Here is a 26,724-nt window from a genome sequence, read left to right on the forward strand (position 1 = left end):
TGGACGCAGAACCGGGACCGGCCATGGGCTGGACGCTGTGTTGAGCTGGTCCCGATCCTGGACGCAGAAGCAAGCCCGGCTGATTTTCGGACGGAGAAAGGGGCTACCCTTCAGACCGGACGGAGAATCAGCCAGGTACGAACAGGCGACGCAGAACAGGCACCCCCGGAATACTGGACGCTGTGTTGGTGCTGCCGGAATTGTCACCGCAGAAGTGACCCCCTCGAAATGTTGGACGCAGAACCGGGACCGGCTGAAGCCTGGACGGAGAACTGCATACCTCCGAATTGTCACCGCAGAAGCGAAAAACGGGGCACAGCCTATGCCGTGCCCCGCGCTGCTACTTTTTTGAGTGCTGCTGATCTACTGGGGACCGGTCCCCGGTTTTGCCTATGGCTTGCCGGTATTGCTGGTGTACCTGTTCAGCCAGGTCTACAAACGGGCCGCGCTGGTGGCGGTCAGGTGGCGCGGTGCGGTGGAATGCCTTCATGGGTGGCTGTTTATGGTGCTGTCGTTGGCGTTGGTGTGAGAATGTACGGGCCATGGTCACACCTCGCAGATTTCGACCGTCAAGGCGGTTTCTGGGTCGGTTTCGACATGCCGAACGTCTGACGTGAATGAGCAAAAACCCAGGCCGTCTATTGTGTCTTTCCACATCATGCAGCGACGCGACAAACACGGCTTAAATTCTGCACCGAAGGGGCATAGTAGCTCTGCAGCTTCGTCTCTGTACATTTCACGCATAATTAATTTCCCCCTTCCAGATTCTCGCGTTGTTCCTGAAGGCGGTTAAGTTGGGCCTCAAGTTGGGCACAAAGCTTGCGTTGTCCTGTCAACACGTTTTCAATCATTTGGATTGCCCCAGCGATTTTTGCCAGCTTCAAAACGGTATCCTTTTTCATGGCTGCTATTCCTTTCAATTTGTATATGTGTTGTATTTGACGTGTTACCGTTGTTACCCGTTACCGGTCCCCGTAACGCTCTAATAATATGTTTGTTTTTCCGGGTAACGGCTTTTAGGTAGGTGGTAACGGGTAACGGATACACACGTTACCCGTTACCACCTGTATTTTTTATCCGTTACCTATTTAAAGCAATAACTACAGCATATTAAGAATATGGTAACGGCGGTAACGCCGGTAACATTCCCAGAAGATATATATTAAATTTCTTCAGCATCTTCACTGCCGGTCTGGGATGGAACGTGATAGATCCGGCAAGCCCCAGCCCCAGGCAGTTTTTTGAGTTGACAGATGTCGCCGTTCTTATGGATAGACAACCACTTATGTTCAACAAGGACGCGGGCCGCCCACCGTGGTTCTGCCGCGCCTATGGCCTCTCTAAAGGCTGCCGGAAAAATGAAATACTCCATGCCGGAATCTTCAGACATGGCAATTGCTACCTGCCGCCTAAACCCTGCCCGATTGACCACCGGACGGGCCGGACCCTTAAAGTCTCCATCCATAGGGGTAAAGCGGGCCTCTCCGTTGGTTTGTAGCCAGCCTTCAAAGGTTTCCAGCAGGTTTTTGACCTCAAGCGGGCCATAACCACCCCGCCGCTGCAGCCAGGCATTGAAACACTCACGGACACCCCAAGCGGCCTCGCCTTCAGGCCATGGCAAAACACCATGCCGGGCTGCATATTCACCAGCAGCAGACAGCAGGCCGAACCGTGCCGCAACCCTCATTACCTGCCCGTCGCTTCCAGCGGGGACCACCTCATCAACAAAGCCCTTGATAGCCTGTAGAAACGTTTGACGTAGCTGGTGGCTATCTTGATTCAGGTCACGCACTAAAACCTCAAGGTAAGCCCGCAGGGGTGCGCCGTGATATTGTGATGTAGCTTGCTTGAAGTGGTCAGATAGGGCCGCGCCAGATTCAAGGCCGTGCAAGTTTTCATAAATGCCATTTCCACCGCTGCCGTCCGGTACTGCTGGAATACTTACCAAACGCAGCTCTTGACCAGCAGCAGGCCGCTTGCCGATGGTTTTAAGCATGGTGGACATATCCACCTCACCGGTTGTCAAAAACAGGTTACGCCAGCTCTTGCGCTCCCGTGCCTCGCCCCGCTGATCTGCCCGACCTCTGCCTATGCCGGATGCCAGCTTGTAGACCAAGCCACCAAGTGCATCAGGTGCCGCCTGCCCCAATTCATCCAGGATTAACAAGCCGTCATTACAGACCGCCGCTGCCGCCTCAAGGTTGCTTGCTGTAGCATCAAGGGTCTTTATGGTGGTGGCCGGGTTGCCGCTAACTGAGGCCGCCACTCGCAACAAGGTTGTTTTGCCGCAAGAACTGGGACCAACAAAGTGAAACCCGCCACCCTCCAGGCCTACCACCTTGAGCAGAGGAGGTGCCAGGGCCACACATACAGCAAGGATAGCCCGCGAGTTACCGATACAGAGGCCGCCTATTTGCTGGTCCCAGGGTTGTTTTATGCCTGATACTTCATAGCCTGCCGGGGTGTCGCCGGTCAGTGACTGCGTAAGTAAAACCTTACTCTTGTTCATTTCTTTGCTACCTCCTCGCCTATGGTGCTGTCAGGCAGTATAAACAGCCACCGGCTTGCAATTTGAACCCACCCAGTCCGATCAATCAGAACGAAGCGGGGCAGGTTGCGGCTGTGCCTTAAAATGGCACTGACAAAATCACCAAACAGTTGACGTGCCCTGATACCCACACCGAAGAAACCGCCACGGGCTGCAAACTCGATCCGGGCCAGTTCGCCACCAGCTTTTTGCAGGTCAGCGTTACGCAGCAGAAAAACAACCTTCTGCTGATCCGGGTTAATCATCTCAAACAGGATTGAAAAATCGTCACCCCGTGCGGTTCTGGCAATGCCCAGCGGCTTGATGTAGGAGCAAAAAAAGACCGCTTGCGGTTCATCGTCTTTTTTAGCTGCTGGGGTCCAGTAGACACCACCTGCCCGAATCATAAATGTAGCAAAGGTAGCAATAACCTTTTCAGCACTGGCAACGTTGCCGATCTGTTCAGCAACCCGCCGCTTGCCACCGGGCTTAGCTGCCAGGTCGTTAAAATCAGAATCTGTTGCCATGCACTACCCCCGCCCCCCCAAATTCAGGGAAAACTACGCGCCCCTGAACTGCTTCAGCCGCTTCAAGGGCCTTTTGCCTGCCTACCGGGTCAGCATCACCGGCAATCACCAAAACAGCTTCAGGGAAGGCGGCACGGGCTACCAGTGCTACCGGTTTGAGGTTGCCAGCGAAGCCACAGACCGCGACAGGGTGGCCGGTTGCCTCATGGATGGTTGCACCAGTGGCGAACCCTTCAGCCAGGATCAAAACGTTATTAACCTTTGGACCGAACCGGTGCGAACAGGCCGCCACCGTGCCGCCGGATAAAAACTTTTTACTGCCGTCTGGTTGGATAAATTGCAGGGTGGTGATGATGCCGCGCTGGTCCCGGTAGTCGAACACTAGGGCCGGGCCGATCTGCCGGGCACGGTGCCGCTGTATCCCTTTACGGACAAGATACGGATGGTCAGGACGGGCCGGACGGGACCGGTCCCAGAGTTGGACAGCTTTGACGGCTGCCTGCTGTTGTGCCTCAAGCCGTTCAGCTTCAGCCTTTGCCCGTGCTGCTGCCTGCTGCCGGGCAAATTCGGCTTTTTCGGCTGGGGTATAGGTGCGGGTGACACTGGTACACCAGTTGACTGATACCCCCAGCTTCCAGCTACCCACCGCGCCGCCGGTTGTGCCGTCCGGGTTGTGGGTTGCCATATACCAGGCGTTTCTTTGTCCGGGCCGGTCATTCAGCCGGTCAGGGTAGCGATGTACAACAGCATCAATCTGAAGGGTGTCAGGCGGGGCAATGCCGATGCTTGCCGCCGCCGCTGCAATGGCTTCGATGGGGTCGTCATTCATGGCTTGCCCCCAGAGAGTCAATGAAACTTAAAATGTCACTGGCACGCCAACAGGTGGTAGCGGGTCCCAGCTTGACCGGCTGGGGGTAGCGGCCTTCTTTGACACCAGCCAGCCAGGAAGAACGACCAATAGGGAGGAGTTGCAGGACTTGAGGGAGCCTTAACAGGCCCAGGGGGTTGACGGTGACGGTTTGTGCCGCCGGGGTGGTGGTTGTGGATTTCATATTGTCTAACCTCTATTCATCGGATTCGGACGCGTACCGTGGAATAAAGGTTAGATATGTTATGTTCTGAAGTCACACCCCCAAAAAGCAAAAAAAATACGTCAATAAAACTGACATGCTTTTTTTGAAAAAATATAACAATTAACTATTGTTTACTGTCTTTATAGTTTTTTCTCTTGTTATGGTCGGGTCTTTGCGGGCTTGTACCTTAATGGTATCTCTTGCGGATTCAGGGAATTGATTTAGAACAAAGTCAGCTTCTTCGCGAGACAGCCAGTCAGCCTCAACCTTCCGCAAACGCAAATACATTGCCCTCCACCCCTGCTCTTTATAGAGTTTTTTAGTACTCAGTGAGGGTTTGCCGTGCTTTATTTGACCGTCATCAGTCATTTTATGCCAGTTATCAAGGGCTAATTCATCAAGCACAGCAAAAATATCAACATTGTTTAGCTTCCAGTAGTGTTTTAGGTCGCAGTAAAGAGTAAACAATCTCTCATAAAGGGGCATGACATATCGTTCACGGAAATCTATAGCATGTCCCAGCCCTAAAACATCATCAAGCGTCCGAACATCGCCACTCAAGCCTAATTCATCCCATTTCTGAAACCCCTTATCAAGCCCCTGTAGCACCCATACCGGAGGATGTATACCGTTAAGCATTGCCACTTGGAAAGCCTTGATAAGAGCGTATCCGTCGCCTAATTTATAGCTTTTATACAGAGCGTCAAAGTAATAGGGCGACCATTCAAAACCAAATTTGGAATATTTATCGATATTGCGGCTGCTGCATTCGCATAATTTTTGATTACACCACTCGTCGGCTGTATAGCAGCCCTCTGCTGGTAATTTTACAACAAGCATACCCGCCCCCTTCGTGCGGTATCCCTCAAACAAACCCCAGGAAAGGCCGGGAGGGTCCGGCCTGTTCGCCCCGTCGGGCTATCCTGGGAAGAGGTAACTATAGTGTCATCACACAGATGCAAGTCTATCGTTGATATCTTGCAAAGCCTGTACCGACTGCTGGAAAGCCAATGCACATCCGTCAATACCAGGGACAGCAAGTGAAGCTTGCCCCATGGCCATTTCATAGAAAGCCTTGCTAAAAAACTCAAGTTTTGCAACCTCTTTGACATAATCATGATGAATGTTTTGAATTACTTCCTCGATTTTGTTGTTGTCTGACATAAAGCCCCCTTTCATGCTGCCTTGTGTAGTGGTATCACCTTTGCCCCTGCCTTCAGGCCGTCAAGGTAGTCTGCCCATTGCTGCATCATCTTTCGACGTTCCTGAATATGTGTGGTGCGGTTGTAAGCTCTGCCCAGCCGATCCGGTACAGCGTGGGCTAGTTGAGCCTCAATCGCGTCAGGGGTGAACCCTAGCACCTCATGTAGCAACGTCCGCGCAACTGCCCTCCAGCCATGTGAAGACAGTTCGTGCTTCTCTATACCCATACGACGCAGGCCGGTGTTCAGGGTGTTTTCTGATATGCAGCGGGTGTCTGACAAGCTGCTAGGGAAAACCAGCTTGCTACCGCCTGTCAGTGGCTGCAGGGTCTTGATGATCTCTATTGCTTGAGCTGGTAGCGGGACCAAGTGAGCTTGCTTCATTTTCATACGGGCTGCAGGTATTGACCATTCAGCAGCATCAAGGTCAAGCTCTGCCCACTCCATGCCCCGCAGTTCTCCAGGACGGCAGAACAGCATAGGCAACAGTTTTAATGCACACTGCACGACGTATGAACCGCTATAGTCATCAATCGCACGCAGCAGGGCGGCAACCTCTTTCGGGTCGGTTGGTGCTGCTCTGTGGCCATGATTAACGGGTGGTAGTATCTTGAACAGGTCTCTGGTAGGATCGCGCTTTACTTTGCCGGTCCCTATGGCATAGCGGAAGATCATTCCACAATGGCTGCGTGTACGGTGGGCTTGGTCAAGGGCGGGGCGGTTGGCTATGCGTTCCAGCACAGCCAGAATATCAGGGGCCTCTATGGTGGCTATATCCATGCCGCCAATATGGGGGAATACATCACGTTCAAGCCAGGTCATAATTCGGGTGGCGTGGTGGGCAGTCCAGGTGCTGAAAAACTTGTTATGCCAAGCGCGGGCTATATGTTCAAAGGTGCTTTCAAGCTCTATCTGTTTTGCTTCGACAACGGCGGTCTGTTGCTGTTTCTTGGCCTGCTTTGACATGATCGCCGCCGGGTCCTGATCGTCGGCCAACAGATTCTGTGCATCTTCCTTGCGACGCCGTGCTTCAGCCAGGGAAACAGCAGGATATTGCCCAAGGGAAAGTTTTCTTTCTTTGCCAGCAAACAGATACTTGAGGTTCCAGAGTTTTCCACCGGTGGGAGTGATTAAAAGGTAAAGCCCGCCGCCGTCGGTAAGCTTGTAGGGCTTTTCTTGTTTCTTCGCCTTTTCAATTTGCAGGTCGGTAAGTGATACAACCCTTTTAGGCATTGGCTTGACCTCCGTTTTGGGGCCTTTTTGTTTTTCTCTTTAGGGCTTAAATAAAAAAGCCCCTGGAAAAGCCCCAAAAAAATCTGGATTCAAGCATATCAGGCTGGATTATGTTGGACAAGGTAAAAAGAAAAGCCCTTGAATTTCAAGGGCTTTAGGTTTGTATCGGATGATGCTGGATTGTTAGCTGGTACCAGAGGCCGGACTCGAACCGGCATGAGGTTGCCCTCGGCAGATTTTGAGTCTGCTGTGTCTACCATTTCACCACTCTGGCAAAGTTTTACGACTATACTCAATCAACCCGCTGAGAGTCAAGAGGCTTTATCAGGTCTTTGAAAAACTACTGCGGAGGCTGTCTACGGCGTTGCGCGGTGCTCGCTCCCTCGCCTAGCTATCCGTTATGTCTCGGTCGCTGTGCGACCTACGCCTTGTATCCAGCCTTCCTCATAACGTTTTTCAAAGCCCTGTTTATGCATTGGCGGTTGATGGGCGGGGCTGTTCCTTGTCTGTTCGATTGATAACCGGGGCGATTTGATTGGCAAATGCCATGGCCAGTTTCAGGTCGTCATGGCTGAATGCACCTGAATTTTTGTTGATAGCCTGTAATACCCCGATAACGGCCCCGTTAACCCGCAGTGGTACGGCAATCATGTCACGGGTGGTAAATCCAAGTTCTTTATCGGTAAACTTGAAGAAACGTTCATCTGCCTGAACATCCGGTACAATGATCGGCAGGTCATTCTGGGCAACCCATCCTGAAATACCTTGGCCTTTGGGTACCCGGAAAAACGGCAGCAAATCTTCTTTGCAGCCGGTTACAACTTCAAAATCAAGGTGTCCGGTATATTCGTCAATCAGCAGCAGGCTGCCGGCTTCTGCGCCGGTCAGGCGGCAGACCGATTTCACGGCGTGATCCATGATAACTGATCGTTCATGTGAAGAGTTGACCAGGGCAGCCATTTCCATCATGGCCTTCAGCTTGTCTTGGGCGATGTCGTTAGTTTTTTTCTGTGGCATGGTATAGTCTCCAGGAGAGAGTTCCAGTGGCACCGTGGGTGCTCACTCAGTTAAGTGTGTTTTTTACTTCTTTTTAAATTCAACGGTCAGCGGTGACCAGTGCAACAGGTAACTGCTGGCATCAGGAGTTACAGAGGTTTTATCGGCAAACAGTATCAAATACAAAGGAGCTACATCTTTAAACGGTGGGAAACTGTCGTTGATTCGGTTGACGGTAAAGAGAAACGTGCCATCTGGTTGCGGTTCAAAATTTGAGTAATTTCGGCCTGACATTGTGATGATTGGCTCAGAAGCAAGCTTGTTTCTCAGTTCAACGTACTCTGCCCGTCCTTTGGAGTCCTGTACGCTTCCCCACGCGGTCTCAAATGCTGCTGACCAGCCTTGATAGAAATCCAATGCCTCATTATCTACATACAGTTGGGATGGAGAGGCTGCTGATCCTGTTCCGGCAAATGATATGATCGGGTCATGTAACTCTTTGAATTGCTGCTTTAGTTTTGGGTTGAAGCTGGCATAGATTGACGGAGCCAGTCCTTTGCCGGTATAGCGGATAGAAAATGCCTTGCGAGCAAGTTTTAGCACCCCTGAGCCATCTGGCTGAATACGCTGATTATTCTGGATGAATTGAAAGTCCTTCATGACACCGGAAGAGGTATCGGAAATCGCTGGCGATGCAACTGAAAAGAAAGCGACAAACAGAATTAGCAGGGTGTTTAACAGGCGCACAGAATTCTCCAGAGGGTGTTTTATGTTGTAGATTAGAACAGCTGAACCTTGCTTTATCTACTTGATCTAGTGGATTATAAACCCAAATAATTCTAGCGGACAAAACAGGTCTTACATATACTGCTTATAGCACATTTATTCACATTCGCAAGTGAAGGACAAGGTCAAATGTCATGAATAATGTTGAAAAACCAACCACTGCCCAGCTTCAGGCCTGGGACAAACAGTATGTCTGGCACCCCTTTACCCAGATGCAGGATTGGCTGGCTGATGATCAGATTGTGATTGTGGCAGGTGAGGGGAGCTGGCTGATTGATTCGGATGGTAACCGTTATCTGGACGGTGTTGCTTCCATGTGGACCAACGTGCATGGCCATAGTCATCCTGCACTGAATAAGGCGCTGGCTGATCAGGCAGCCCGGCTTGAACACTCGACCCTGCTGGGCCTGGCGGGTGAGCAGTCAATCCTGCTGGCAAAGCGGTTGGTTGAGATAGCACCGGATGGATTAAGTAAGGTCTTTTATTCCGATAACGGTTCCACGGCAGTGGAGGTGGGGCTGAAGATGGCCTATCAGTATCACTGTCACACGGGAGAACCGCAGCGGAGCCGCTTTCTGCGGCTGCAGCATGCCTATCATGGCGACACCATCGGCTCCATGAGTGTTGGCGGGATCTCGATTTATCATGACACCTTCAAGCCGCTGCTGTTTTCAACCATTGAGGCTCCTGCCCCCTATTGCTACCGTTGTCCCATGGGCAAGCATGATCCGGCAAGCTGTGGCATGGCCTGCCTGGATGCGCTGGAGCAGTTGATGGTTGAGCATCAGGAACAGCTGGCAGGCATGATGATGGAACCGCTGCTGCAGGGGGCGGGCGGGATGCTGGCGCACCCTGCCGGATATCTGAAGGGGGTGCGTCAACTGTGTGATCGTTACGGCGTACTGTTGATTACCGATGAGGTGGCTACCGGCTTTGGGCGAACCGGAAAGATGTTTGCGGTCGAGCATGAAGGGGTGACGCCGGATATCATGGCAATCTCAAAAGGGCTCTGTGCCGGCTACCTGCCGTTGGCTGCCACCTTGGCAACCGAGGAGATCTATCAGGCATTTCTGGGGAACTATGCTGAACTGAAGACATTTTTTCATGGCCATACCTTTACCGGCAATCCGCTGGCCTGTGCTGTTGCGCTGCGCAGTCTGGAGCTGTTTGAGGAGACCGGACTGATGGAGTCGGTACAGCAGCGTAGTAAACAGTTAACGGCTTTGCTGCAGCAGTTGGAGGGCCATCCGCACGTCGGTAATCTGCGTCAGTGCGGCCTGGCAGCAGGAATTGAACTGGTGCAGGATAAGGCGACGAAAGCAGCGTATCCCTGGGAGGAAAAGCGGGGCATCAGGGTCTGTCAGGAAGCCCGCAGACATGGGGTCTTTTCCCGTCCGTTGGGGAATACGGTGGTGGTGTTTCCGCCGCTGGCTATTACGGAAGATGAATTGGTATTTCTGATGGAAGGGCTAAAAAAGGCGATTAACGCTGTGACCGATTAGTCAGGCGCAGGTGGTTCAGCAGCAGGCTCTGCTTGTTCAGCCTCATCAAGCGCCTGCTGCGCCTCTGCTTCTGCAGCCTCCCGCTCTGCTGCTTCTTGCTTGAGCCGTTCCTGGCGTTCTTGCTCATCGTTTTCAAGCCAGGCCTTTTCAAGATCACTGGCCAGAATCTCCAGGCTGTTCAGGGAGAGTCTGCGCAGCCCACCATCACGGCTATTCTCGATCAGGCTGATCGGGCCGGACAGCTCCGTTGCAAATTCTTCAACCGCATCACCAAGATAGATGGTAACTCCTTCATGGATTCGGTCCTTGATGTTAATCTTTGGGTTTGATCCGGCAGGACGGTGGGCTCGGACATCAACAATAACCCTGGCCAGCTGTTGCTTTTTCTCGGTCAGCGTTGTTATTTCCTGTAGATCTTTGGTCTTTGTGATCTGTTGTTGCAGCTCATCAAGCTGCTCAAGCAGGATTTGCATCCGGTCAAGGTCGTGGTAGTCCACGCCACTATGCACAACGGTCTTAACGGCAGAGGGGGCCCCCAGCTTTTTAACCTCAAGGCCTGCAAGGGTGACGCAGTCTCCACCAGCCAGAACGCCGGTGATCAGGCTGCCGCGGCAATGAATACTGCAGTTGCGCAGTTCAACATCAACCAGCATGTTGCCCCAGCATTCAACAGCGCTGTCATGGATAAAATGGGCAGTAATACTACCGCCGCAGAGGATGCTGCCTTTACCCTGGCCTTGGCCATCCATGCCGCAAAATTCAATATTACCATGGGATATCAGACGGCAGGCCCCTACGTTGCCGGTAATCTTCAGGCCTTTACTGGCGCTTACCTGAAAGCCATCCAGCACATCCCCCCGCACCTCAACAAAGCCGTTAAAGCGGATATTGCCGACACCAAAGTCAACATTGCCATCCACCACATATTCTTCAACAATATTAATGGTGTCGCCTTCCTGTTTGACCCGTCCATGGATCTCGGCAAAAAGGATATCGTTATTGTCTCCGCCGGAACGGACATTCTGCCCCAGTTTCAGCATCAACGGTTTACCTGCTTCTGATGGAACCGGTTTGCCGCGTACCGTCTTGCCTGGGGTCCCGTTGGTGGGGGGCAGTATCCGGCCGATCTCCTGATCTGCATCTGCGTTAATGAATTTCTGCACAGCCCTGAAGTCGATCTGACGTTTTTCAGGATCTTCATCAGCTGTTGTCTCAGCAGGGGGCTGATCAGCAGTATCAAAGCTGAAGGCAAGTTTGCCGTCATCGCCCAGTATTGGTTGTATGCCGGCTGCCAGCAATCCGTTGGCGCTTTTACCGGGACGAGCCTCACGCAACAGGAGTGGTATAGCTTCTTCATCAATACCGGTTGTTATGCCATCAGCGGCCAGATAGCCCAGCAGCTCATCCCTGGTCGGCGGAGTGCCATCTGTCTTCACTTCAAGGTGGGCGCGGCATTCCATCTCATCCTTGGAGAGGCTCAGGATTAGCTGATAGCCGGTCTGTGCGTGGTAAAAACGCTGGCCATCCGGTTTGCTTTCCTGTGTTTGTGTGGGCTGATCGCTCATTGATTGCTCCCTGTAATCAGTTTCAGCTTAGCATAAATTAGCGTTGGGTAAAGTATGAAATCATTGCAGCAGCTTGGATGAGTGTGCCATAGTACTGAAACTAAACAGATGCAGGTGGAATGCCAGGTATGAGTGAACTGACACGAATTCTTATCATTGATGATGATGAACCGGGTCGGCAGGTGATGGAGCTGCTGCTGAAAAAAGCCGGGTTTGCACCTCTTTCTGCAGCCAATGGCGCAGAGGGGGTGGCGCTGGTCCATGAAGGACGGGCTGACCTGGTGCTGGTCGATCTGTTTCTACCTGATAAAAACGGTATTGAGATCCTGCAGGAAATCCGTCAGGTGGCCCCTGAGCTGGAGGTGGTGGTGATTACCGGCCATGCCTCGGCAGAGACCGCAGTGCAGGCCATGAAGGAAGGGGCCTTTGATTATATAACCAAGCCGGTTAACTTTGAAGAACTGAAGATTGTCATAGCCAAGGCCTGTGAAAAACAGCGTCTGCTGTCTGAAAACGTCTATCTGCGTAAACAGTTGCAGGAACGTTTTCAATTTAGCAGCATTATTGGTGGCTCTGCTGCCATGCAGCGGCTGTTTGAGCGGATGCAGCGGATCGTTAAGACTGATTCAACGGTGCTTATTTTCGGTGAATCCGGCACCGGTAAAGAGCTGGTGGCCAAGGCGCTGCACCATAATGGTCGTCGCAAGGGACATGCCTTTGTGGCAGTCAACTGTGGTGCCATCCCGGAAACACTGCTGGAAAGTGAACTGTTTGGACATACCAAGGGGGCCTTTACCGGCGCGGTGCGGGACAAGATCGGCAAGTTTGAGGCTGCCAACCACGGCACCATTTTTCTGGATGAGATCGGCACCATGCCGATGCATCTGCAATCCAAGTTGTTGCGGGTACTGCAGGAACAGGAGGTGGAGCGGGTCGGTTCCACCAAGCCGATCAAGCTGGATGTGCGGGTGATCTCCGCCACCAACGCTGACCTTGAAGAGCAGGTCCGTCAGGGGAGCTTCCGCGAGGATCTATTTTATCGCTTAAACGTTATTCCGCTGCAGTTGCCCCCCCTGCGTGATCGTCGTGAAGATCTGCTGCCGCTGGTCAGCCACTTTCTGGATAAATTCTGCCATTTGATGGGGCGTCCGCTGATGACCCTCAGCAAGCCGGCCCTTGATGCTCTGGAGCGTTACCGTTGGCCAGGTAATGTGCGTGAACTGGAAAACGTGGTGGAGCGAGTGACAGCCCTGACCGAGCAGGATACCATTGGGCCGGACGATCTGCCGTCTGAGATCACTGAGGCCTCAAGCCCCCCAAAAGGTGTTTGTCTGGATCTGTCACCGGAAGGGATCGATATGCCGGCTGCCATTGAAGAGCTGGAATGTAAGATGATTGCCAAGGCACTCCAGATGAGCAATGGGGTAAAGGCCAGGGCCGCTGCCCTGCTGGGCTTGAACCGGACTACATTGGTTGAGAAGATGAAACGGTTGGGTATTTAAAGCAGTCTTACAAAAAGTAAACTTAAAGCGGCGCCTCCGATAGGGGGGCGCCGCTTTGATTTATGGTTTGCCAATCAGGTTGTAGACTTTGCTCCAGTCTGTCTGGGTGATTGTGTCAATAGTAACACGAAAATTTGAGAGAGAATCTTTCGATGCAGCGGGTAGTTCGTTATAACGCTGCTGAATATCTTCAAAATTTCGTATCATAACAAATTGAACTGATGTGCGTGGGGCTTTGGGATTGATAAGGTCAGGATTCAGTCTGACTATCGGTTTACAGTCCGGTGTGTCAAGAGGAACATTGCCCTGTCCCCAGGAATCATGGTGCCTGTTTAAAAAGCAGGCAGGCATCTCCTTCTCTTCTGGCCTGAGCGATATTAGCTGCTGTTGATACATGGCCCGTACGTTTTTTATATTGTCCGGTAGATTATTGCGACTGGTGTAATATGTTGTCTTGATCTCATATTCCAGGGTGTTGATCAGTGCTTTGATAAACTGTTCACGTCCCACAGGTAGGAATGGCTGCACCCCCTTTCGTGAAATCAGTACAAACATTGATCGTGGGACTCCTTCAGGTGTCACCTGTCTGGCATATATGGGGAATCCCTGTAGCTCTCCCACCTGTTGAGGCGCGGTAAAGAATTGCTCTAATGGACGAATAGGTGATGGCCCGTTTGTCCAGTTTTGGCCTTTTAGCATGTCATCAAGATTGTTTACACTAATGTGATACTGCCTGGTCTCATGGTCAGGTTGCCACTCGGTTGTCGATACTCCATTTCTTTTTACTTTGCGTTCGTACAGTTTAAAGCAACCGGCAAGAATCTGCCCCCTAATCGGCTGCTTCTTTGAAAAAGAATCTTTTATGTCGTAGACATCATCAATAGCTCTGCCAAGCCGCGGTGCGCATCCTCTGGGTGGATTCAGGGATGGCACCTCCTTGATAATGGCTGAAATATCAAGCAGTTTTTTTTCAAACAGTTTGATGTCGCCGGATTTTATGCCGTAACCCTTAGTAACAGTGTTGACAGAGGATATACTGGTAGCCTCATCCTTTTTCCACCCACTGACCAGCAGATGAGACATGTCGTGGGGTGGAAAACCGCCAATATGGTATATGAAAGTTCTTTCCCCAGTTGAGCGTGAACTGTCGGCTTGATCAGTCTCCCGAACAGGACTCTCTGTTGGTGCCGATGTGCTTCGCTTATGTGGTGGAGGGACTGAATTTCGGGAGGTAACAGTACTTTTTGCTGGTTGAGAGGGTTGTTTTTGTGTGAGTAAGCTGACGCATTGCTGTAGCTCATCCGGATCATCCAACAGCAGACTGCAGCAAGAATGAGCCTTTCCTTTCTTCGTGGCGCAGATTCCGACTGCATCCTGCACCGAAGCGGCTGGCGCCAGCCCTGTGCATGATAATACCAGTAGTAAGGCAATCAGACATATTCCCAGTCTGTTCATGTTCATACTTGCTCCGTAACTTGTTAGTTGCTTGATATTATTATGTTGATAATCGTTATTCAAATGGTTGTGTTTAGTTGGCCGGTCGTTGCTTTCTGATCCTGAAGGTGGCCCTGAAGGTGGCCCTGAAGGTGGCTGCCTTAATCCCTTCCTCAGTTACAATTTCCGTCATCCCCTCAATATTCCGGTCATCCTGATCAGTTACCCTGGCCTCGGCCCGGACCAGCCCCCAACGCACTGGAGCATGAAACTCCAGCCCCAGCTTGATGGTTACAAAATCTGTTCCTTCAGGCAGCAGGCTCTTGATCGCCATGGCCAGGGCTGTATCTGCCAGTGACACCACTGCGCCACCGTGCATCAGACCCTTGCCCTGGCAAAGGGCCGCCTTGAACGGCATGGTCAGCACTGCCTTGCCGTTTTTTGCCTCATGGATGGTCATGCCTAGAAACTCCTCAAATGGCGCAGGGGCGATCCATTCCGGTAACTGAAACGGCAGCTCTTCATCCTGGTTAACCGGAAGATCATATATGTTTTCAAACATGGTAACTCCTCTGTGTTTTTTATCCTTCATCCTTCATCCTTGCTTTCCTATTCCCAAACACCTGCAACCGGTTTGCCGCAACTACCGCAGGCACCGTCTTTCAGATTAAGCCGGGTAACCGTGTAACCACTGCGTCCAATCACCACCGCCCCACATCCATGGCAGATCGTCTGTTCCCGACCATTGGCAACATTGCCCTCATAGATATACCTGAGTCCAGCCCGGTCACCAGCCTCAAGTGCCTGTTCAAGTGAGCTGGCAGGGGTAGGGGGGTGATCCAACATCTGATAGCAGGGGAAGAAGCGTGAGACATGCCAGGGGGTGTCCGGCCCAAGCTCATCGGCAATAAAACGTGCAATGCCGTTTAACTGCTCTGCATCGTCATTTTCCCCCGGTATCACCAGTGTGGTAATCTCAATCCAGATGCCGCGCTTGCGGTACTCTCTGATGCAGTCCAGCACCGCGTTCAGCTGTGCTCCGCAGACACGCCGGTAAAAGTCGTTGGTAAACCCTTTCAGGTCGATATTGGCAGCGTGCAGCACCGGTGCGATCATCCCCAGTGCTTCACTACTGATATAACCATTGGTGACAAAGATGTTGTAGAGACCCGCCTCTGCTGCCAGACGCGCTGTTTCCAGGGCGTACTCAAACCAGACCGTTGGTTCGGTATAGGTATAGGCAATGGAACGACAGCCGCCAGCAACGGCCCGGTGAACCAGTTCTGCTGATGGAGTCGGGCGGCCTGGTATACGACCGCTGCCCTGATCATCATACTGGGCAATATCAGCATTCTGGCAATGCTGACAACGGAAGTTGCAGCCGACTGATGCTATGGAATAGCTGCGTGAGCCGGGCAGGACGTGGTAGAGCGGCTTCTTCTCTATCGGATCGATATGTTCCGCCACAAGCAGGCCTGAAACTAACGAGTAGAGCTGCCCGTCACGGTTTTCCCGTACCCGGCAGATGCCGCGACCACCTTCAGCAATGGTACAGCGGTGTCGGCAGAGGTTGCAGCGGACAGATTTTTTTTCCAGCATTTCAAAACAGAGAGCTTTTTCCATAATTAATGCTCCAAACGCTTGCGAGAAAACTGTTTACTGGTATATCTATACCCGATAGTCAACCGATTGCAAACTGGTTGGCAAGTACATCTGTTGGAGTGACCTATGCGCAGACGAAGTACCCTGCAGATATCCCTGGTCCTGATTGGCGGCATGCTGGCCCTTGGCGGTTGCGGTAAAAAAGACGACCGGCATGTCTATAAAAACAAACAGGATTGCCTGGATGACTGGGGCAATGATCCCAAGAATTGCGAAGAGATGAAGCAGGGGGATCGCAACTACAGTCACGGTTATTTCTATGGCCCCCGTTTTACTACGGGACGAACCTATGCCGGTCAGGGCAGCCGCTCTATCAGGACAGTGTCGGTCTCACGGGGTGGTTTTGGCAGTCTCTCCTCCTTCCATTCTTCCTTCGGGGGCTAGGTAGATGCAACGGATTGTCCGTCCGCCCCGCATAAACTGGCAACAAAGTGTTGAATCCCAGGGGATGGCCTATCACACCATTGATGATGAGCCGTATTGGGATGAGACCGCCTGTTATCGTTTTGACCGGGCCGAGATAGATCTGCTGGAAAATGTCACCAATGAGCTGCAGGAACGCTGCATTGAGGCAGCCCAACATGTGATTGATAAGGATCTGTTTGACAAGCTGCAGATACCGGCCCATGCCGTGCCGCTGATCGTTGATTCATGGGATAAGGATGAGCCATCCCTGTATGGCCGTTTTGATCTGGCCTACGATGGTCATACGCCACCCAAGCTGTTGGAATACAATGCTGATACCCCGACATCACTACTGGAGGCCAGTGTCATTCAATGGTTCTGGTTAAAGGACCTCTATCCTGATGCTGATCAGTTTAACTCAATCCATGAACGTCTGATTGAGGCCTGGAAAGGGATTGGGATCTCCTCAACCGTCCACTTCTCCTGCGTGGCTGATGCACCGGAGGATTTTGGCAACCTTGAATATCTGCGGGATACCGCCATTCAGGCCGGGCTGACCACTTCCCAGCTGTTTATGAATGATATCGGTTTTGAAGAGGTGGATGGCCGCTTTGTTGATCTGGATGACCACCCGATTGATTGCATGTTCAAACTGTATCCCTGGGAATGGCTGGTAAATGAGTATTTTGGTCGTAAACTGGCAACAGCCCGGATGCGGTTGATTGAGCCAGCCTGGAAGATGCTGCTGTCCAACAAGGGGCTGCTGGCAATTATGTGGGAGCTGTTTGAAGGGCACGACAATCTGCTGCAGGCCGGTTTTGAGGCAGGCCCGTTCAGAGACAACTATGTCACCAAACCGCTGCTCTCCCGTGAAGGGGAAAATGTAACCGTGCATCGCAACGGTCAGGTGCATGAGGTTGAAGGCAGCTACGGCGGCAAAGCCCTGGTCTATCAGCAATTGGCACCAATTCCCTGCTTTGACGGCAATTATCCGGTGATCGGCTCCTGGATTGTGGCAGGCGAATCAGCAGGAATCGGCATCCGTGAAGACCGACAACTGGTCACCACCAATGCCAGCAGATTTTTACCCCATTATTTTACTTGAATTTTTATATACAATTCCGGAATTGGAATAAGACTTAACGGAGGTTACTCATGAACGGACTGGGACTGGATTCTTTTCAAGGAATGATTGATTTTGCCAAGTATTTTGTGGCAGCGCTGGGCTTTCTGCTGGTTTTCTGCGCTATTTACTGCAAAATTACCCCGTACGATGAACTGAAGCTGGTGCGGGAAGGCAAAACCGCCCCAGCCATCAGTTTTGGCGGTGCCTTTATCGGTTTTGTACTGCCGCTGCACAGTGCCATCACTCACAGTGTCGGTTTTCTGGATATGCTGATCTGGGCGCTGGTGGCCATGGTGGTGCAGATCCTGGTCTTTTCCGTCGTGCGAGTGATCTTTAAGGATCTGGTCAAGCAGATTGAGGACAACCAGGTAGCTTCTGCCACGCTGCTGGCCTTCTTCTCGGTTTCCATCGGCCTGCTGAACGCAGCCAGTATGACCTATTAACAGCATGTACGATGAACGCTCCATAGAGCTGTTAACCGGCTTGACCGCAGAACAACGTGCAGCACTTGGTGAACTGTATGCCCGTCTTGATGAAGAACTACGGGTGGAAGTGCATCGTAGGCAGCGTGAGTTGTTTAAGGAATGGCTTGCCCTGGGCAGGGTGGCCCCCAGCCGGGGCGGAGAGGCTGGCTATGCAGCCTTTCTGGCGGTGTTGAAACAGATCTGGATAGAGCAGGCGCCGCAGGTGTCACCTCAGATCCGTGAGCACAAGCCGTATAAAAAACGGCTGAGGTCTGCTTTAGAGAAAAACTATCTGGATGAACTGGTCCGGTTGCGGGAAAAGGAAAAACTGTCATGGCGACAGCTGTCTGATCACTTCAAGCAAGAGTTTAAAAAAACCGTTTCGCACACCTATCTGAAGCGGATCTATGAAGAGCGTTTGGCAGAACAAAAAGGGCGTTAACCCCTCATTTCCCCCCTTGTCAGGGGGGAGTGTTACCCTACTTCAGCATACTCCCGCACCCTGAACTTCACCCCTAGTTCCTCAGCTATTCTGCGGCAAGCCTCTATATCAATGCCAGGAATGGTGACAGCTGTAGCAGTCACATCCGGGATGTAACCGGGGGCTTCCCGCAGGAAATCACACACACCCTGCCATCCACCCGCACCAAAGGGGGTGTTGCAGAGCCTGTCATAGGTCGCGGCATCAGGCGCGTTGAGGCTGATGGAGATGCTGTCAACCAGTCCGGCCAGTTCAGGTAGGATGTTGCGACCATGGGCCAGGTTGGCCTGCCCATCACTGTTAACCCTGATCGGATAGCCACGTTGTTTCAGGGCCTGTGCCACCTCTTTGACCAGATCCAGCCGCAGCAGTGATTCCCCAAAACCGCAGAATACCACCTCATCAATCCCCTCTGGCTGGCCAATGGCAGCCATTACCTCTTCAAAACCAGGTTCATGGTCCAGCAGCAGGTTATGCCCTTTGACGGTAAATTCATCAAACTTCGGGCAGAAGGTGCAGTGGTTTGAACAACGGTTGGTGATATTCAGGTAGAGCGAGTTTCTGATCCGGTAGGCGATCTTGGTTGATTCGTCCCAGAGCGGAATACCAAACAGCCGACCTGCGTTCATGGTGGTGATCCGGCCCACATCTTCCACGGTCAGGCCACGCAGTTCAGCCACTTTTTCTGCGGTGATGCGGGTGTAGGCCGGTTCATTGCGCTTGCCACGGTGGGGCACTGGCGAGAGATAGGGGCAATCAGTCTCCAGCAGCAGACGCTCAAGCGGTACATTGCGGACTACCTCCCGCAACTGTTCATTGGAAGGGTAGGTGACAGTGCCGGGTATGGAGAGATACAGCCCTTGCTCAAGGCATTGCCGGGCAAAGGCCAGATCACCGGAAAAACAGTGCATCACGCCCTTGGTAACACCAGCTTCTTTGATCATGGCCAGGGTTTCTGCATGGGCATCACGATCATGGATCACTACAGGTTTATCCAGTTCTTTGGCCATCTGAAGAAAGCGACTGAAGATCCGCTCCTGATCTTCACGGGGAGAGCGGTTGCGGTAGAAATCCAGACCGATCTCGCCAATGGCAACACACTTGGGACTGTTTATCGCCAGCTCTCTCAGCGTCTGGATCGTTGCCTCATCAACCCCTTGGGCATCATGGGGATGAATACCCACGGTGCAGTAGATTGTTGGGTGGTTGGCAGCTATTTCAACTGCCTGGTGGCTGGATGCTGCATCAGCGCCAACCACAATCATTCCTTTGACACCGGCTGTCTCGGCCCGTGCAAGCATCTGATCCCAGTCGGGCTTGAAATCATCGTAGTAAATATGGCAGTGGGTATCAATTATAGTTGGCATGTTAAGGATTTTTTCCGTTCTTAGGGGTAATACCAATGGCCTTCAGTGCCTGTTTGATGCCCCGTGGGTCAAAGCTGTCAACCACCTGCTTGCCGTTATCAAAGACGATCAACGGCACAATGTCACCGTGAAAGTTGTCGTGCCACTCACGGTAAAAACGGTGATCTTTCTGAATATCCCGTATCTCAAATAGGATGTTACGTGTGGCGAAAAAACTTTCCGCCTTGGTGCAGTAGCCTCAGCCATCGGCTACAAAAATGACGATCCGTTTGCTTGAAGGGTAGATCAGTTGGGGGGATCTGGACTGAACCGCCTCTGCCTGATGGGGGCAGAAGGCGGTCATGACCAGTATGAACAGAAGGTACAGAATGAGATTTTTCATGGTGGGTAACGTCACCAAAACAAGCTTTTATGACAGGTTCCAGAGCATCATTTCAAGAATATCTTTGGGGCTTTTACCCACTTCGGTCACCACCGTCGGCTCAAAACCGCAGTGCATCATACACTGGGCACAGCGAGGGTCTCTGCCCACGCCGTAGCTGTCCCAATTGACCTGTTCCATCATCTCTTTGAAGGTGGGGTAGTGACCGTCAGTGATCAGGTAGCAAGGGGCCTTCCAGCCCTGGGGGTTGCGGGTTGGATTGCCCCAGGGGGTGCATTGCAGTTTTTTCTCACCCTTCAGGAAGCGCAGATACATCGGGGTGGACCAGAAGCGGTGCTTCTTGCTCATCTCGTAAACTTCCCGGAATTTCTTCTCAATCTCCTGGCGGACCAGGAACTGCTTCTCTTCTTCAACCGCTTCATAGCTGAAGCCGGGCGCCACCAGGATGCCGTCCACACCAAGCTCTTCCAGTTGTTGGAACAGCATCTCAATCTCCACCAGATCAGTATCAGTGAAGATGGTGGTGTTGGTGCAGACCCGGAACCCCTTTGCCTTGGCTGCCTTGATGGCTGCCATACCGGTCTTGAAGCAGCCTTTACGCTCCAAAATGCGGTCATGGGTCTGTTCCAGACCATCCATATGGACGTTAAAGGTCAGGTTGGAGTGGGGCTGCATCTTTTTGATGGATTCTTCCATCAGCACTGCATTGGTACAGAACATGATGTGGCGGCCACGGTCCAGAATCCCCTGCACCAGCTCATAGATATGGGGATACAGAAATGGCTCACCGCCGGTAATGGTGACCACCGGTGCCGGACATTCATCAACCGACTTCAGACAGTCTTCCAGTGACATCATGTCGTTGATGGTGTTGGCATACTCACGGATACGTCCACAACCGGAGCAGGTCAGGTTACAGAGGTGGGTCGGTTCCAGCATCAGTACCAGCGGGTACTTTTCAACCTTGTTGAGGTTGTTTTTGATGATGTACTTGGTCAAATCATAGTTCAAACGCCAGGGGAAACGCATGTAATCCTCGTGTGGCAGTGACACTTTTTCGCGATTTCTTCGTTGTTCTGCGGAACCGCTTGTGCGGCGTACATTTTAGTACGCCTCCGCGCAGTTCCTTGAACGCCTTGAACTCATCGAAAAATTGACACTGCTGGGTTGTGGTTAGTTATGAAAAAATGCTGCTGCAGCCGTTGCTATACCTTCGGCATCAATCCCCACATCCTTGCGGAGTTGAGCCTGGGTTCCTTGTTCAATGTACTGATCCGGTATGCCAAGTCGTTTGACCTTGACCTGCGACATGCCGTTATCCTGCAGCAGTTCCAGCACGGCGCTGCCGAATCCGCCCTGCAGGACGTTTTCTTCAACCGTCACAATCCTGCCGGTAGCCTTGGCCTGACCCAGAATCAGGTCTGCATCCAGCGGCTTGATGAAGCGGGCATTCACTACACCAGCGCTGATCCCCTGCTCTGCAAGCTGTTCAGCTGCCTTGACCGCAGGCATGACTGTTGAGCCAATGGCAACAATGGTCAGGTCAGTACCTTCCCGCAGCAGTTCACCTTTGCCGATAGGCAGGCATTCCATCTTTTTGTCCAGCGGTACGCCATAGCCAGCTCCACGGGGGTAGCGCAAGGCCACCGGCGCCTTCAGCTCCAGGGCTGTTTTGAGCATGTGCCGCAGTTCATTTTCATCCTTGGGAGCCATAAAGGTTAGGCCCGGCAAATGACGCATGAATGAGAGGTCAAACACACCATGGTGGGTAGGACCATCATCACCCACCAAGCCAGCTCGGTCCATGGCAATGACCACCGGCAGGTTCTGCAGGCAGACATCATGGAAGACCTGATCATAGGCCCGCTGCATGAAGGATGAGTAGATGGCGGTGACCGGTTTGAATCCATCAGCAGCTAGACCGGCTGCAAAGCAGACACCATGCTGTTCAGCAATACCCACATCAAAGAAACGGTCCGGCAAGGCATCGCTAAAGAAGTTAAGCCCAGTGCCGTCCGGCATGGCAGCGGTGATTGCAACAACTTTTGGATCTTCCTTGGCCAGATCAACCAGGGTGCGTCCAAAGACCTCGGTGTAGGAGATGGTGGACGACTTGGCCGGTGCCTTACCGGTGGAGAGGTCAAAGGCCCCTACGCCGTGGAATTTATCCGGTGTTTCTTCAGCAGGGCGGTAGCCCTTGCCCTTGGTGGTCATAACATGCAGCAGCAGTGGACCGTCAAATTCACGGGCATTGTTGAAGACCTCAATCAGGCCGGGCAGGTCATGGCCATCAATCGGGCCGATATAGTCGAACCCCAACGCCTCAAACAGGGCACCAGGGGTCAGAAAACCTTTGAGCGAGTTTTCAGCCCGGCGGGCAAATTTAAGGATATCCTTGCCAAAGGCCGGGATGTTGGTCAGCAGTTCCTTCATCTCCTTCTTCAGCTCGCGGAAGTGACGGGTGGTCATCTTGCGGGAGACAAAGGCGGAAAAGGCGCCAACGTTTTTAGAGATGGACATCTCATTGTCGTTCAGCACCACAATCAGGTTTTTCTTAAGGTGTCCAGCCTGGTTCAGACCTTCAAAGGCGATGCCACCGGTCAGGGAACCATCACCGATCACGGCAATGACGTTGTTCTTCTTTTGATCCAGATTATCGGCAACCGCCATGCCCAGAGCAGCAGAGATGGAAGTGGAGGCGTGGCCCACGCCAAAGGCATCATGTTCTGATTCACACCGTTTGGGGAAGCCTGATATCCCTTTGTACTGGCGTTGGGTGGCAAAGCGATCCCGACGGCCGGTTAACAGCTTGTGGGTGTAGGCCTGGTGGCCCACATCCCAGACAATCTTGTCCTGGGGGGTGGTAAAACAGTAATGCAGGGCCATGGACAGCTCGACCGCACCAAGGTTTGATCCAAGATGTCCACCGGTTTCCGATACGGTTGCCAGCAGAAAGCTGCGGATCTCTTCAGCCAGTTCAGGAAGTTGCTCCAATGGCAGCTTTTTCAGATCATCAGGGTTCTGTATGGTTTCAAGTAACATAGCGTTTTCCTTATGCAGAGGCATAGCCATTGGAACGGAACCAGTCAACGGCCCGTTTAAGTGCCTCTTCTACCGGAGTCTGGGGAAGTCCCAGTTCGTGTACAGCCTTTGATGCATCAAAAAACATGAATTTCTTTGCCATCTGCACACCGGCCAGCGGAATCAGCGGCTCTTTGCCAGTCAGCCGTGCAAGTGTCTCGTTTGCATAGGCAGCCAGTAGGATCGGTGTGTAGGGCAGGCGTACCTTAGGTGCCGACAGGCCGGTCAACTGCTCAAGCATGCCGAAGATATCCCGCAGGGTGAGATCCTGGTTGCCAAGGATATATTTCTGGCCGATCCGTCCCTTTTCCGCTGCCAGGATATGGCCTCGGGCGCAGTCTTCAACGGCGATCAGATTCAGACCGGTATCAAGATAGGCCGGCATCTTGCGATTCAGAAAATCCACAATAATCTTACCGGTAGGTGTCGGTTTGATGTCAAACGGCCCCACCGGGGTGGAAGGGTTGACTATAATCAGGCCAAGACCCTTGTCAACGAATTTCTCCGCTTCCCGCTCTGCCAGAAACTTGCTTTTTTTATAGTCTCCCACCATGTCAGCCAGGCTAACCGGGGCTTCTTCTGTACCAGGTCTGCCATCACCGGGATTCCCCAGGGTACCGACGCTGCTGGTATACACCACCCGCGTCACACCGGCAGCAAGGGCTGCAGCCAGCAGGTTGCGGGTGCCATCCACATTGGCGTGGTACATGACCTGCGGTTCAGGACACCAGAGCCGGTAATCAGCAGCAGCATGGAAGACCCAATCACAACCGGCCATGCCCTGCTCAAGTTGCTGCTGGTCATGCAGATCACCCCGCAGAATGGTGACATCAAGCCCCTGAAGGTTAGCAGTGTCAGAGCCGTTCCTGACCAGCGCGGTCACTACATGCCCGTCTTTCAGCAGCTCCCGCACTATGCTGGCGCCGATAAAACCGGTGGCGCCGGTGACAAAGGTCTTCATGGTCTGTTGGTTTCTCCAGAATGGGAAAAGCCCCGGCCTGCAACAGCGGGGCTTCCCGTGTTCTCGTTTAATGCCCGTTCCTACAGGCTATGCGTGCGCTCCTGCGGTCAGGCGGCGATACCGGCCCAGGGCGGTCAGCGGGAAGCAGTTGCGATAAATATGGTACTTGATCATGAAGTATTTGGGGAACCCGGTGCCGGTAAAGGCATCCTCATTCCAGGTGCCGTCACTGTTCTGGGTTGCCAGTAGATACTGGATACCCCGTTCCATTGCCTGACAGCCCACTTCACCGGCAGCCATCAGCGCCATCAGAGCCCATGAAGTCTGGGATGCTGTGCTGGGGCCACAGCCCATCAGGGTGCGGTCCCAGTATGAATCGCAGAGTTCACCCCAGCCGCCATCCAGGTTCTGACGGGACTTGATCCAGTTGACCGACTTTTTGATATAGGGGCTGTTCATGTCTTCGCCGATCGCCTCAAGCCCAATCAGCACATACCAAGTGCCGTAAATGTAGTTGACGCCCCATCTGCCGAACCAGGGACCCTCCGGTTCCTGTTCGTTTTTCAGAAACTCCAGGGCGCTGACCGCCTGGGGATGGTCCTTGGTGTAGCCAAAGTTACCCATCAGCTCCAGCATCCTGCCGGTCAGATCAGCAGTGGGGGGGTCGATCAACGCTTCAAGATCGGCAAAGGGGATCTTGTTTAGCATATGCTTGGTGTTGTCTTTGTCAAAGGCGGCCCAGCCGCCGTTTTCGCTCTGCATCCCCAGACACCAGTCAATGCCGCGCCGGATGGCATCCTGACGTGCTTTGGTGTTCTTGACTTTGATATCCTTGATAGCGATCATTACTGCTGTCGAGTCGTCCACGTCGGGGTACCAGTCGTTCTGGAATTCAAAGGCCCAGCCACCCGGCTCAAGGTCAGGGGATTTGATCTTCCAGTCCCCCTTGATCCGTACCTCGCGGTCAAGCAGCCACTGGGATGCCTTGATCAGGGAGGGGTGATCTAAAGGAACACTGGCCTCCTGCATGGCTTGCAGCACCAGTGCCGTATCCCAGACCGGTGAGATGCATGATTGCAGCACCAGGGAGTCACTGTCTTCAATGGTGAAATTGGCCAGCGCCTCCAAGCCTTTTGCCACTGCCGGATGGTCGTTGGCATAGCCCAGGCAGTGTAGCGCCAGGATGGCATTCAGCATGGCAGGCTGGATGCCGCCCCAGTCACCGGTTTTCTCCTGGTGCTCAAGGATCCATTGCTCCACCTTTTCAGTAGCCTGCTTCTTAAAGGGGCGGATCGGGCTGGATTCGTAGACCTTAAGCAGGTGGTCCACGCCGATAAAGAAGTTCTTCAGGGAGAAGATGCCATCTTCCTTGGTAAAGGTATAGTCAGTAGGGCGTGGCGGGCGAACGAACAGCTCCTGCACCCTGGCATGGGGAGGCAGCTTGTAGACCGGGCGGTTGGCCATCAGCACCGACATGGGGATGATGGTGGCACGAGCCCAGCTGGAGAACTCATACACGTTCAGGTAGGCCCAGTCAGGCAACAGCATCAACTCGATCGGCATGGAGGGGACACCCAGCCAGGAAAACTCACCGAACATGGCCAGAAATGTCTTGGTAAAGACCCGTGATTTCAGGATACCACCATTGGCCAGGATAAAATCGCGGGCCTTGCGCAGGGCGATATGGTCAGCCGGGTAGCCAGCCAGTTTCAGGGCAAAGTACGCCTCAATGGTGGTGGAAAGGTCGCCCGGGCCGTTCTGCCAGACCGTCCAGTAGCCTTCTTCGGTCTGCTGACGCAGCAGATAGTTGGCCATTTTGCGTTCTTTTTCCTTGTCAACCATGCCAAGGAAGTGGAACAGCATGATGTATTCTGCTGTAATCGTAACGTTGGATTCAAGTTCTGCCCACCAGTAGCCGTCCGGCAGCTGTTCCCGGAAAAAAAAGTCGCGGGTTAATTCAATCGCCTTGTCCAGAGGATTACCTGCGCTGCCTTCCATCTTTTTCCAGATTGATGAGGGGAGCCGGTGGATCTTGGCAGGACTCTTGGGGTTAATGATGTTTGCAGATGGTTCTGCTGGTGTTGCCGGAGTATTGTTAAACGATGTCAGCGCGTGTGAAATCGGATATTTACTTGACTTCATGGAAATAAGCCTTTTCCTGAAACCTGAAGTTTATTTGTCTGTATTTATTGTTAATTGAAGGTTTTCAGTAAACCACCGGCTCTGCCGGTGAGACTTGAAAAGGCTCTGCCGTTCCAGCGATAGTTCCTCCTGAGGAAAGCCCCTAAAGGCAATCAACAGGAGGAACTGCCATGCGAGAGTGGCAAAGTTTAGCCCATGTAAAATGGGAGTGCAAATATCATGTTGTGATCGTGCCGAAATACCGTAAGAAGGTTCTTTACGGCAGGCTTCGAGGAGAAGTTGGCAAAATCATCCGTCAGTTATGTC

Annotated in this window: 28 protein-coding genes and 1 tRNA gene; 8 read left to right on the plus strand and 21 right to left on the minus strand. The window is 52.6% G+C overall.

Annotated features, from left to right (window positions below):
* The first annotated feature begins 352 nt into the window (after positions 1-352).
* Complete coding sequence (locus tag B5D39_RS17055) at positions 353-529, plus strand: hypothetical protein (protein WP_161947524.1); 177 nt, start codon at positions 353-355, stop codon at positions 527-529.
* A 217-nt stretch (positions 530-746) separates the two neighbouring features.
* Here B5D39_RS17055 and B5D39_RS16975 read toward each other — a convergent pair whose 3' ends face one another.
* From B5D39_RS16975 to B5D39_RS15800, 11 genes are all read right to left on the minus strand, one after another.
* Positions 747-902, minus strand: coding sequence for a hypothetical protein (locus tag B5D39_RS16975; RefSeq protein WP_153304314.1), 156 nt, complete (start codon positions 900-902; stop codon positions 747-749).
* Between the two features lie 260 nt (positions 903-1,162).
* A complete protein-coding gene (locus B5D39_RS15755) occupies positions 1,163-2,509 on the minus strand; it encodes a DUF927 domain-containing protein (protein WP_078791445.1) in 1,347 nt (448 codons plus the stop codon).
* A complete protein-coding gene (locus B5D39_RS15760; RefSeq protein WP_078791447.1) occupies positions 2,506-3,054 on the minus strand; it encodes a DUF927 domain-containing protein in 549 nt (182 codons plus the stop codon). The genes B5D39_RS15755 and B5D39_RS15760 overlap by 4 nt, the downstream gene beginning before the upstream one ends.
* The gene (locus B5D39_RS15765) at positions 3,038-3,883 is read right to left on the minus strand and encodes a toprim domain-containing protein (protein WP_078791448.1); all 846 of its coding nucleotides are present in this window, start codon (positions 3,881-3,883) and stop codon (positions 3,038-3,040) included. The genes B5D39_RS15760 and B5D39_RS15765 overlap by 17 nt, the downstream gene beginning before the upstream one ends.
* Entirely contained in the window at positions 3,876-4,106 is a 231-nt protein-coding gene (locus B5D39_RS15770) for a helix-turn-helix transcriptional regulator (protein ID WP_078791449.1), read from the minus strand. The genes B5D39_RS15765 and B5D39_RS15770 overlap by 8 nt, the downstream gene beginning before the upstream one ends.
* Before the next feature lie 141 nt (positions 4,107-4,247).
* A complete protein-coding gene (locus B5D39_RS15775) occupies positions 4,248-4,967 on the minus strand; it encodes a hypothetical protein (protein WP_078791451.1) in 720 nt (239 codons plus the stop codon).
* Positions 4,968-5,075: 108 nt separating this feature from the next.
* Positions 5,076-5,291, minus strand: coding sequence for a hypothetical protein (locus B5D39_RS15780; protein WP_139366811.1), 216 nt, complete (start codon positions 5,289-5,291; stop codon positions 5,076-5,078).
* A gap of 11 nt (positions 5,292-5,302) precedes the next feature.
* Positions 5,303-6,562 carry a tyrosine-type recombinase/integrase gene (locus B5D39_RS15785; protein WP_078791455.1) on the minus strand — a complete coding sequence of 420 codons (1,260 nt, stop codon included), beginning with the start codon at positions 6,560-6,562 and terminating at the stop codon, positions 5,303-5,305.
* Positions 6,563-6,750: 188 nt separating this feature from the next.
* Positions 6,751-6,836: transfer RNA gene (locus B5D39_RS15790), tRNA-Leu, on the minus strand.
* Positions 6,837-7,030: 194 nt separating this feature from the next.
* The gene (locus B5D39_RS15795; RefSeq protein ID WP_078791457.1) at positions 7,031-7,579 is read right to left on the minus strand and encodes a GAF domain-containing protein; all 549 of its coding nucleotides are present in this window, start codon (positions 7,577-7,579) and stop codon (positions 7,031-7,033) included.
* Between the two features lie 63 nt (positions 7,580-7,642).
* Complete coding sequence (locus tag B5D39_RS15800) at positions 7,643-8,305, minus strand: hypothetical protein (protein WP_078791458.1); 663 nt, start codon at positions 8,303-8,305, stop codon at positions 7,643-7,645.
* Between the two features lie 173 nt (positions 8,306-8,478).
* On the opposite strand from B5D39_RS15800, the gene bioA reads away from it, so the two are divergent.
* Positions 8,479-9,846 (plus strand): adenosylmethionine--8-amino-7-oxononanoate transaminase, encoded by a 1,368-nt coding sequence (gene bioA / locus B5D39_RS15805; protein WP_078791460.1) that lies wholly within the window; start codon positions 8,479-8,481, stop codon positions 9,844-9,846.
* Here the strand turns inward: bioA and B5D39_RS15810 are convergent.
* Positions 9,843-11,411, minus strand: coding sequence for a DUF342 domain-containing protein (locus B5D39_RS15810; protein ID WP_078791462.1), 1,569 nt, complete (start codon positions 11,409-11,411; stop codon positions 9,843-9,845). The two genes, bioA and B5D39_RS15810, sit on opposite strands and share 4 nt — an antisense overlap.
* Positions 11,412-11,539: 128 nt before the next feature.
* Here B5D39_RS15810 and B5D39_RS15815 point away from each other — a divergent pair, with 128 nt between their 5' ends.
* Positions 11,540-12,913 (plus strand): sigma-54-dependent transcriptional regulator, encoded by a 1,374-nt coding sequence (locus B5D39_RS15815; RefSeq protein WP_078791464.1) that lies wholly within the window; start codon positions 11,540-11,542, stop codon positions 12,911-12,913.
* Positions 12,914-12,973: 60 nt separating this feature from the next.
* On the opposite strand, the gene B5D39_RS15820 is transcribed toward B5D39_RS15815, so the two are convergent.
* From B5D39_RS15820 to amrS, 3 genes are all read right to left on the minus strand, one after another.
* On the minus strand, positions 12,974-14,374 hold the full coding sequence (locus B5D39_RS15820; protein WP_208610608.1) for a hypothetical protein: 1,401 nt from the start codon (positions 14,372-14,374) through the stop codon (positions 12,974-12,976).
* 67 nt (positions 14,375-14,441) lie between these two features.
* Positions 14,442-14,909: a PaaI family thioesterase gene (locus tag B5D39_RS15825; RefSeq protein ID WP_078791485.1), complete on the minus strand. Its 468-nt coding sequence runs from the start codon at positions 14,907-14,909 to the stop codon at positions 14,442-14,444.
* A gap of 47 nt (positions 14,910-14,956) precedes the next feature.
* Positions 14,957-15,970, minus strand: a complete 1,014-nt coding sequence (amrS, locus tag B5D39_RS15830; RefSeq protein ID WP_078791468.1) for an AmmeMemoRadiSam system radical SAM enzyme — start codon at positions 15,968-15,970, stop codon at positions 14,957-14,959.
* 105 nt (positions 15,971-16,075) lie between these two features.
* On the opposite strand from amrS, the gene B5D39_RS15835 reads away from it, so the two are divergent.
* From B5D39_RS15835 to B5D39_RS15850, 4 genes are read left to right on the plus strand one after another with little or no spacing between them, the layout of a single operon-like run.
* Positions 16,076-16,393 carry a DUF1190 domain-containing protein gene (locus B5D39_RS15835; RefSeq protein ID WP_078791469.1) on the plus strand — a complete coding sequence of 106 codons (318 nt, stop codon included), beginning with the start codon at positions 16,076-16,078 and terminating at the stop codon, positions 16,391-16,393.
* A gap of 4 nt (positions 16,394-16,397) precedes the next feature.
* Positions 16,398-17,519 (plus strand): glutathionylspermidine synthase family protein, encoded by a 1,122-nt coding sequence (locus B5D39_RS15840; protein WP_078791471.1) that lies wholly within the window; start codon positions 16,398-16,400, stop codon positions 17,517-17,519.
* 50 nt (positions 17,520-17,569) lie between these two features.
* Complete coding sequence (locus B5D39_RS15845) at positions 17,570-17,983, plus strand: DUF350 domain-containing protein (RefSeq protein WP_078791473.1); 414 nt, start codon at positions 17,570-17,572, stop codon at positions 17,981-17,983.
* A 4-nt stretch (positions 17,984-17,987) separates the two neighbouring features.
* On the plus strand, positions 17,988-18,446 hold the full coding sequence (locus B5D39_RS15850) for a hypothetical protein (RefSeq protein WP_078791474.1): 459 nt from the start codon (positions 17,988-17,990) through the stop codon (positions 18,444-18,446).
* Between the two features lie 32 nt (positions 18,447-18,478).
* Here B5D39_RS15850 and B5D39_RS15855 read toward each other — a convergent pair whose 3' ends face one another.
* The 6 genes from B5D39_RS15855 to shc all read right to left on the minus strand — a co-directional run bounded on the left by B5D39_RS15855 (position 18,479) and on the right by shc (position 26,418).
* The gene (locus B5D39_RS15855) at positions 18,479-19,852 is read right to left on the minus strand and encodes a TatD family hydrolase (protein WP_078791476.1); all 1,374 of its coding nucleotides are present in this window, start codon (positions 19,850-19,852) and stop codon (positions 18,479-18,481) included.
* Between the two features lie 238 nt (positions 19,853-20,090).
* Positions 20,091-20,234: a hypothetical protein gene (locus tag B5D39_RS16980; RefSeq protein ID WP_153304315.1), complete on the minus strand. Its 144-nt coding sequence runs from the start codon at positions 20,232-20,234 to the stop codon at positions 20,091-20,093.
* 27 nt (positions 20,235-20,261) lie between these two features.
* Positions 20,262-21,263 (minus strand): adenosyl-hopene transferase HpnH, encoded by a 1,002-nt coding sequence (gene hpnH / locus B5D39_RS15860; RefSeq protein WP_078791478.1) that lies wholly within the window; start codon positions 21,261-21,263, stop codon positions 20,262-20,264.
* Between the two features lie 144 nt (positions 21,264-21,407).
* Entirely contained in the window at positions 21,408-23,276 is a 1,869-nt protein-coding gene (dxs, locus tag B5D39_RS15865; protein ID WP_078791480.1) for a 1-deoxy-D-xylulose-5-phosphate synthase, read from the minus strand.
* Positions 23,277-23,286: 10 nt separating this feature from the next.
* Complete coding sequence (hpnA, locus tag B5D39_RS15870) at positions 23,287-24,276, minus strand: hopanoid-associated sugar epimerase (RefSeq protein ID WP_078791481.1); 990 nt, start codon at positions 24,274-24,276, stop codon at positions 23,287-23,289.
* Between the two features lie 87 nt (positions 24,277-24,363).
* Entirely contained in the window at positions 24,364-26,418 is a 2,055-nt protein-coding gene (gene shc / locus B5D39_RS15875; RefSeq protein WP_078791483.1) for a squalene--hopene cyclase, read from the minus strand.
* A gap of 170 nt (positions 26,419-26,588) precedes the next feature.
* Between shc and B5D39_RS15880 the strand changes: the two genes are divergently transcribed.
* On the plus strand, positions 26,589-26,724 hold a 136-nt coding region (locus B5D39_RS15880), incomplete at its 3' end, for a transposase (protein ID WP_208610609.1).

It is taken from the genome of Trichlorobacter thiogenes (assembly GCF_900167465.1).
In the GTDB taxonomy this organism is placed as follows: Bacteria; Desulfobacterota; Desulfuromonadia; order Geobacterales; family Pseudopelobacteraceae; genus Trichlorobacter; species Trichlorobacter thiogenes.

Coding starts and splice junctions, on each gene's coding strand:
- B5D39_RS15775 (WP_078791451.1), bottom strand. CDS start 4,967: ATGCTTGTTGTAAAATTACCAGCAGAGGGCTGCTATACAGCCGACGAG.
- B5D39_RS15765 (WP_078791448.1), bottom strand. CDS start 3,883: ATGAATGACGACCCCATCGAAGCCATTGCAGCGGCGGCGGCAAGCATC.
- shc (WP_078791483.1), bottom strand. CDS start 26,418: ATGAAGTCAAGTAAATATCCGATTTCACACGCGCTGACATCGTTTAAC.
- B5D39_RS15770 (WP_078791449.1), bottom strand. CDS start 4,106: ATGAAATCCACAACCACCACCCCGGCGGCACAAACCGTCACCGTCAAC.
- hpnA (WP_078791481.1), bottom strand. CDS start 24,276: ATGAAGACCTTTGTCACCGGCGCCACCGGTTTTATCGGCGCCAGCATA.
- dxs (WP_078791480.1), bottom strand. CDS start 23,276: ATGTTACTTGAAACCATACAGAACCCTGATGATCTGAAAAAGCTGCCA.
- B5D39_RS15780 (WP_139366811.1), bottom strand. CDS start 5,291: ATGTCAGACAACAACAAAATCGAGGAAGTAATTCAAAACATTCATCAT.
- hpnH (WP_078791478.1), bottom strand. CDS start 21,263: ATGCGTTTCCCCTGGCGTTTGAACTATGATTTGACCAAGTACATCATC.
- B5D39_RS15855 (WP_078791476.1), bottom strand. CDS start 19,852: ATGCCAACTATAATTGATACCCACTGCCATATTTACTACGATGATTTC.
- B5D39_RS16975 (WP_153304314.1), bottom strand. CDS start 902: ATGAAAAAGGATACCGTTTTGAAGCTGGCAAAAATCGCTGGGGCAATC.
- B5D39_RS15795 (WP_078791457.1), bottom strand. CDS start 7,579: ATGCCACAGAAAAAAACTAACGACATCGCCCAAGACAAGCTGAAGGCC.
- B5D39_RS15755 (WP_078791445.1), bottom strand. CDS start 2,509: ATGAACAAGAGTAAGGTTTTACTTACGCAGTCACTGACCGGCGACACC.
- amrS (WP_078791468.1), bottom strand. CDS start 15,970: ATGGAAAAAGCTCTCTGTTTTGAAATGCTGGAAAAAAAATCTGTCCGC.
- B5D39_RS15810 (WP_078791462.1), bottom strand. CDS start 11,411: ATGAGCGATCAGCCCACACAAACACAGGAAAGCAAACCGGATGGCCAG.
- B5D39_RS15835 (WP_078791469.1), top strand. CDS start 16,076: ATGCGCAGACGAAGTACCCTGCAGATATCCCTGGTCCTGATTGGCGGC.
- B5D39_RS15850 (WP_078791474.1), top strand. CDS start 17,988: ATGTACGATGAACGCTCCATAGAGCTGTTAACCGGCTTGACCGCAGAA.
- B5D39_RS15815 (WP_078791464.1), top strand. CDS start 11,540: ATGAGTGAACTGACACGAATTCTTATCATTGATGATGATGAACCGGGT.
- bioA (WP_078791460.1), top strand. CDS start 8,479: ATGAATAATGTTGAAAAACCAACCACTGCCCAGCTTCAGGCCTGGGAC.
- B5D39_RS15825 (WP_078791485.1), bottom strand. CDS start 14,909: ATGTTTGAAAACATATATGATCTTCCGGTTAACCAGGATGAAGAGCTG.
- B5D39_RS15845 (WP_078791473.1), top strand. CDS start 17,570: ATGAACGGACTGGGACTGGATTCTTTTCAAGGAATGATTGATTTTGCC.
- B5D39_RS15840 (WP_078791471.1), top strand. CDS start 16,398: ATGCAACGGATTGTCCGTCCGCCCCGCATAAACTGGCAACAAAGTGTT.
- B5D39_RS15760 (WP_078791447.1), bottom strand. CDS start 3,054: ATGGCAACAGATTCTGATTTTAACGACCTGGCAGCTAAGCCCGGTGGC.
- B5D39_RS16980 (WP_153304315.1), bottom strand. CDS start 20,234: ATGAAAAATCTCATTCTGTACCTTCTGTTCATACTGGTCATGACCGCC.
- B5D39_RS15820 (WP_208610608.1), bottom strand. CDS start 14,374: ATGAACATGAACAGACTGGGAATATGTCTGATTGCCTTACTACTGGTA.
- B5D39_RS15785 (WP_078791455.1), bottom strand. CDS start 6,562: ATGCCTAAAAGGGTTGTATCACTTACCGACCTGCAAATTGAAAAGGCG.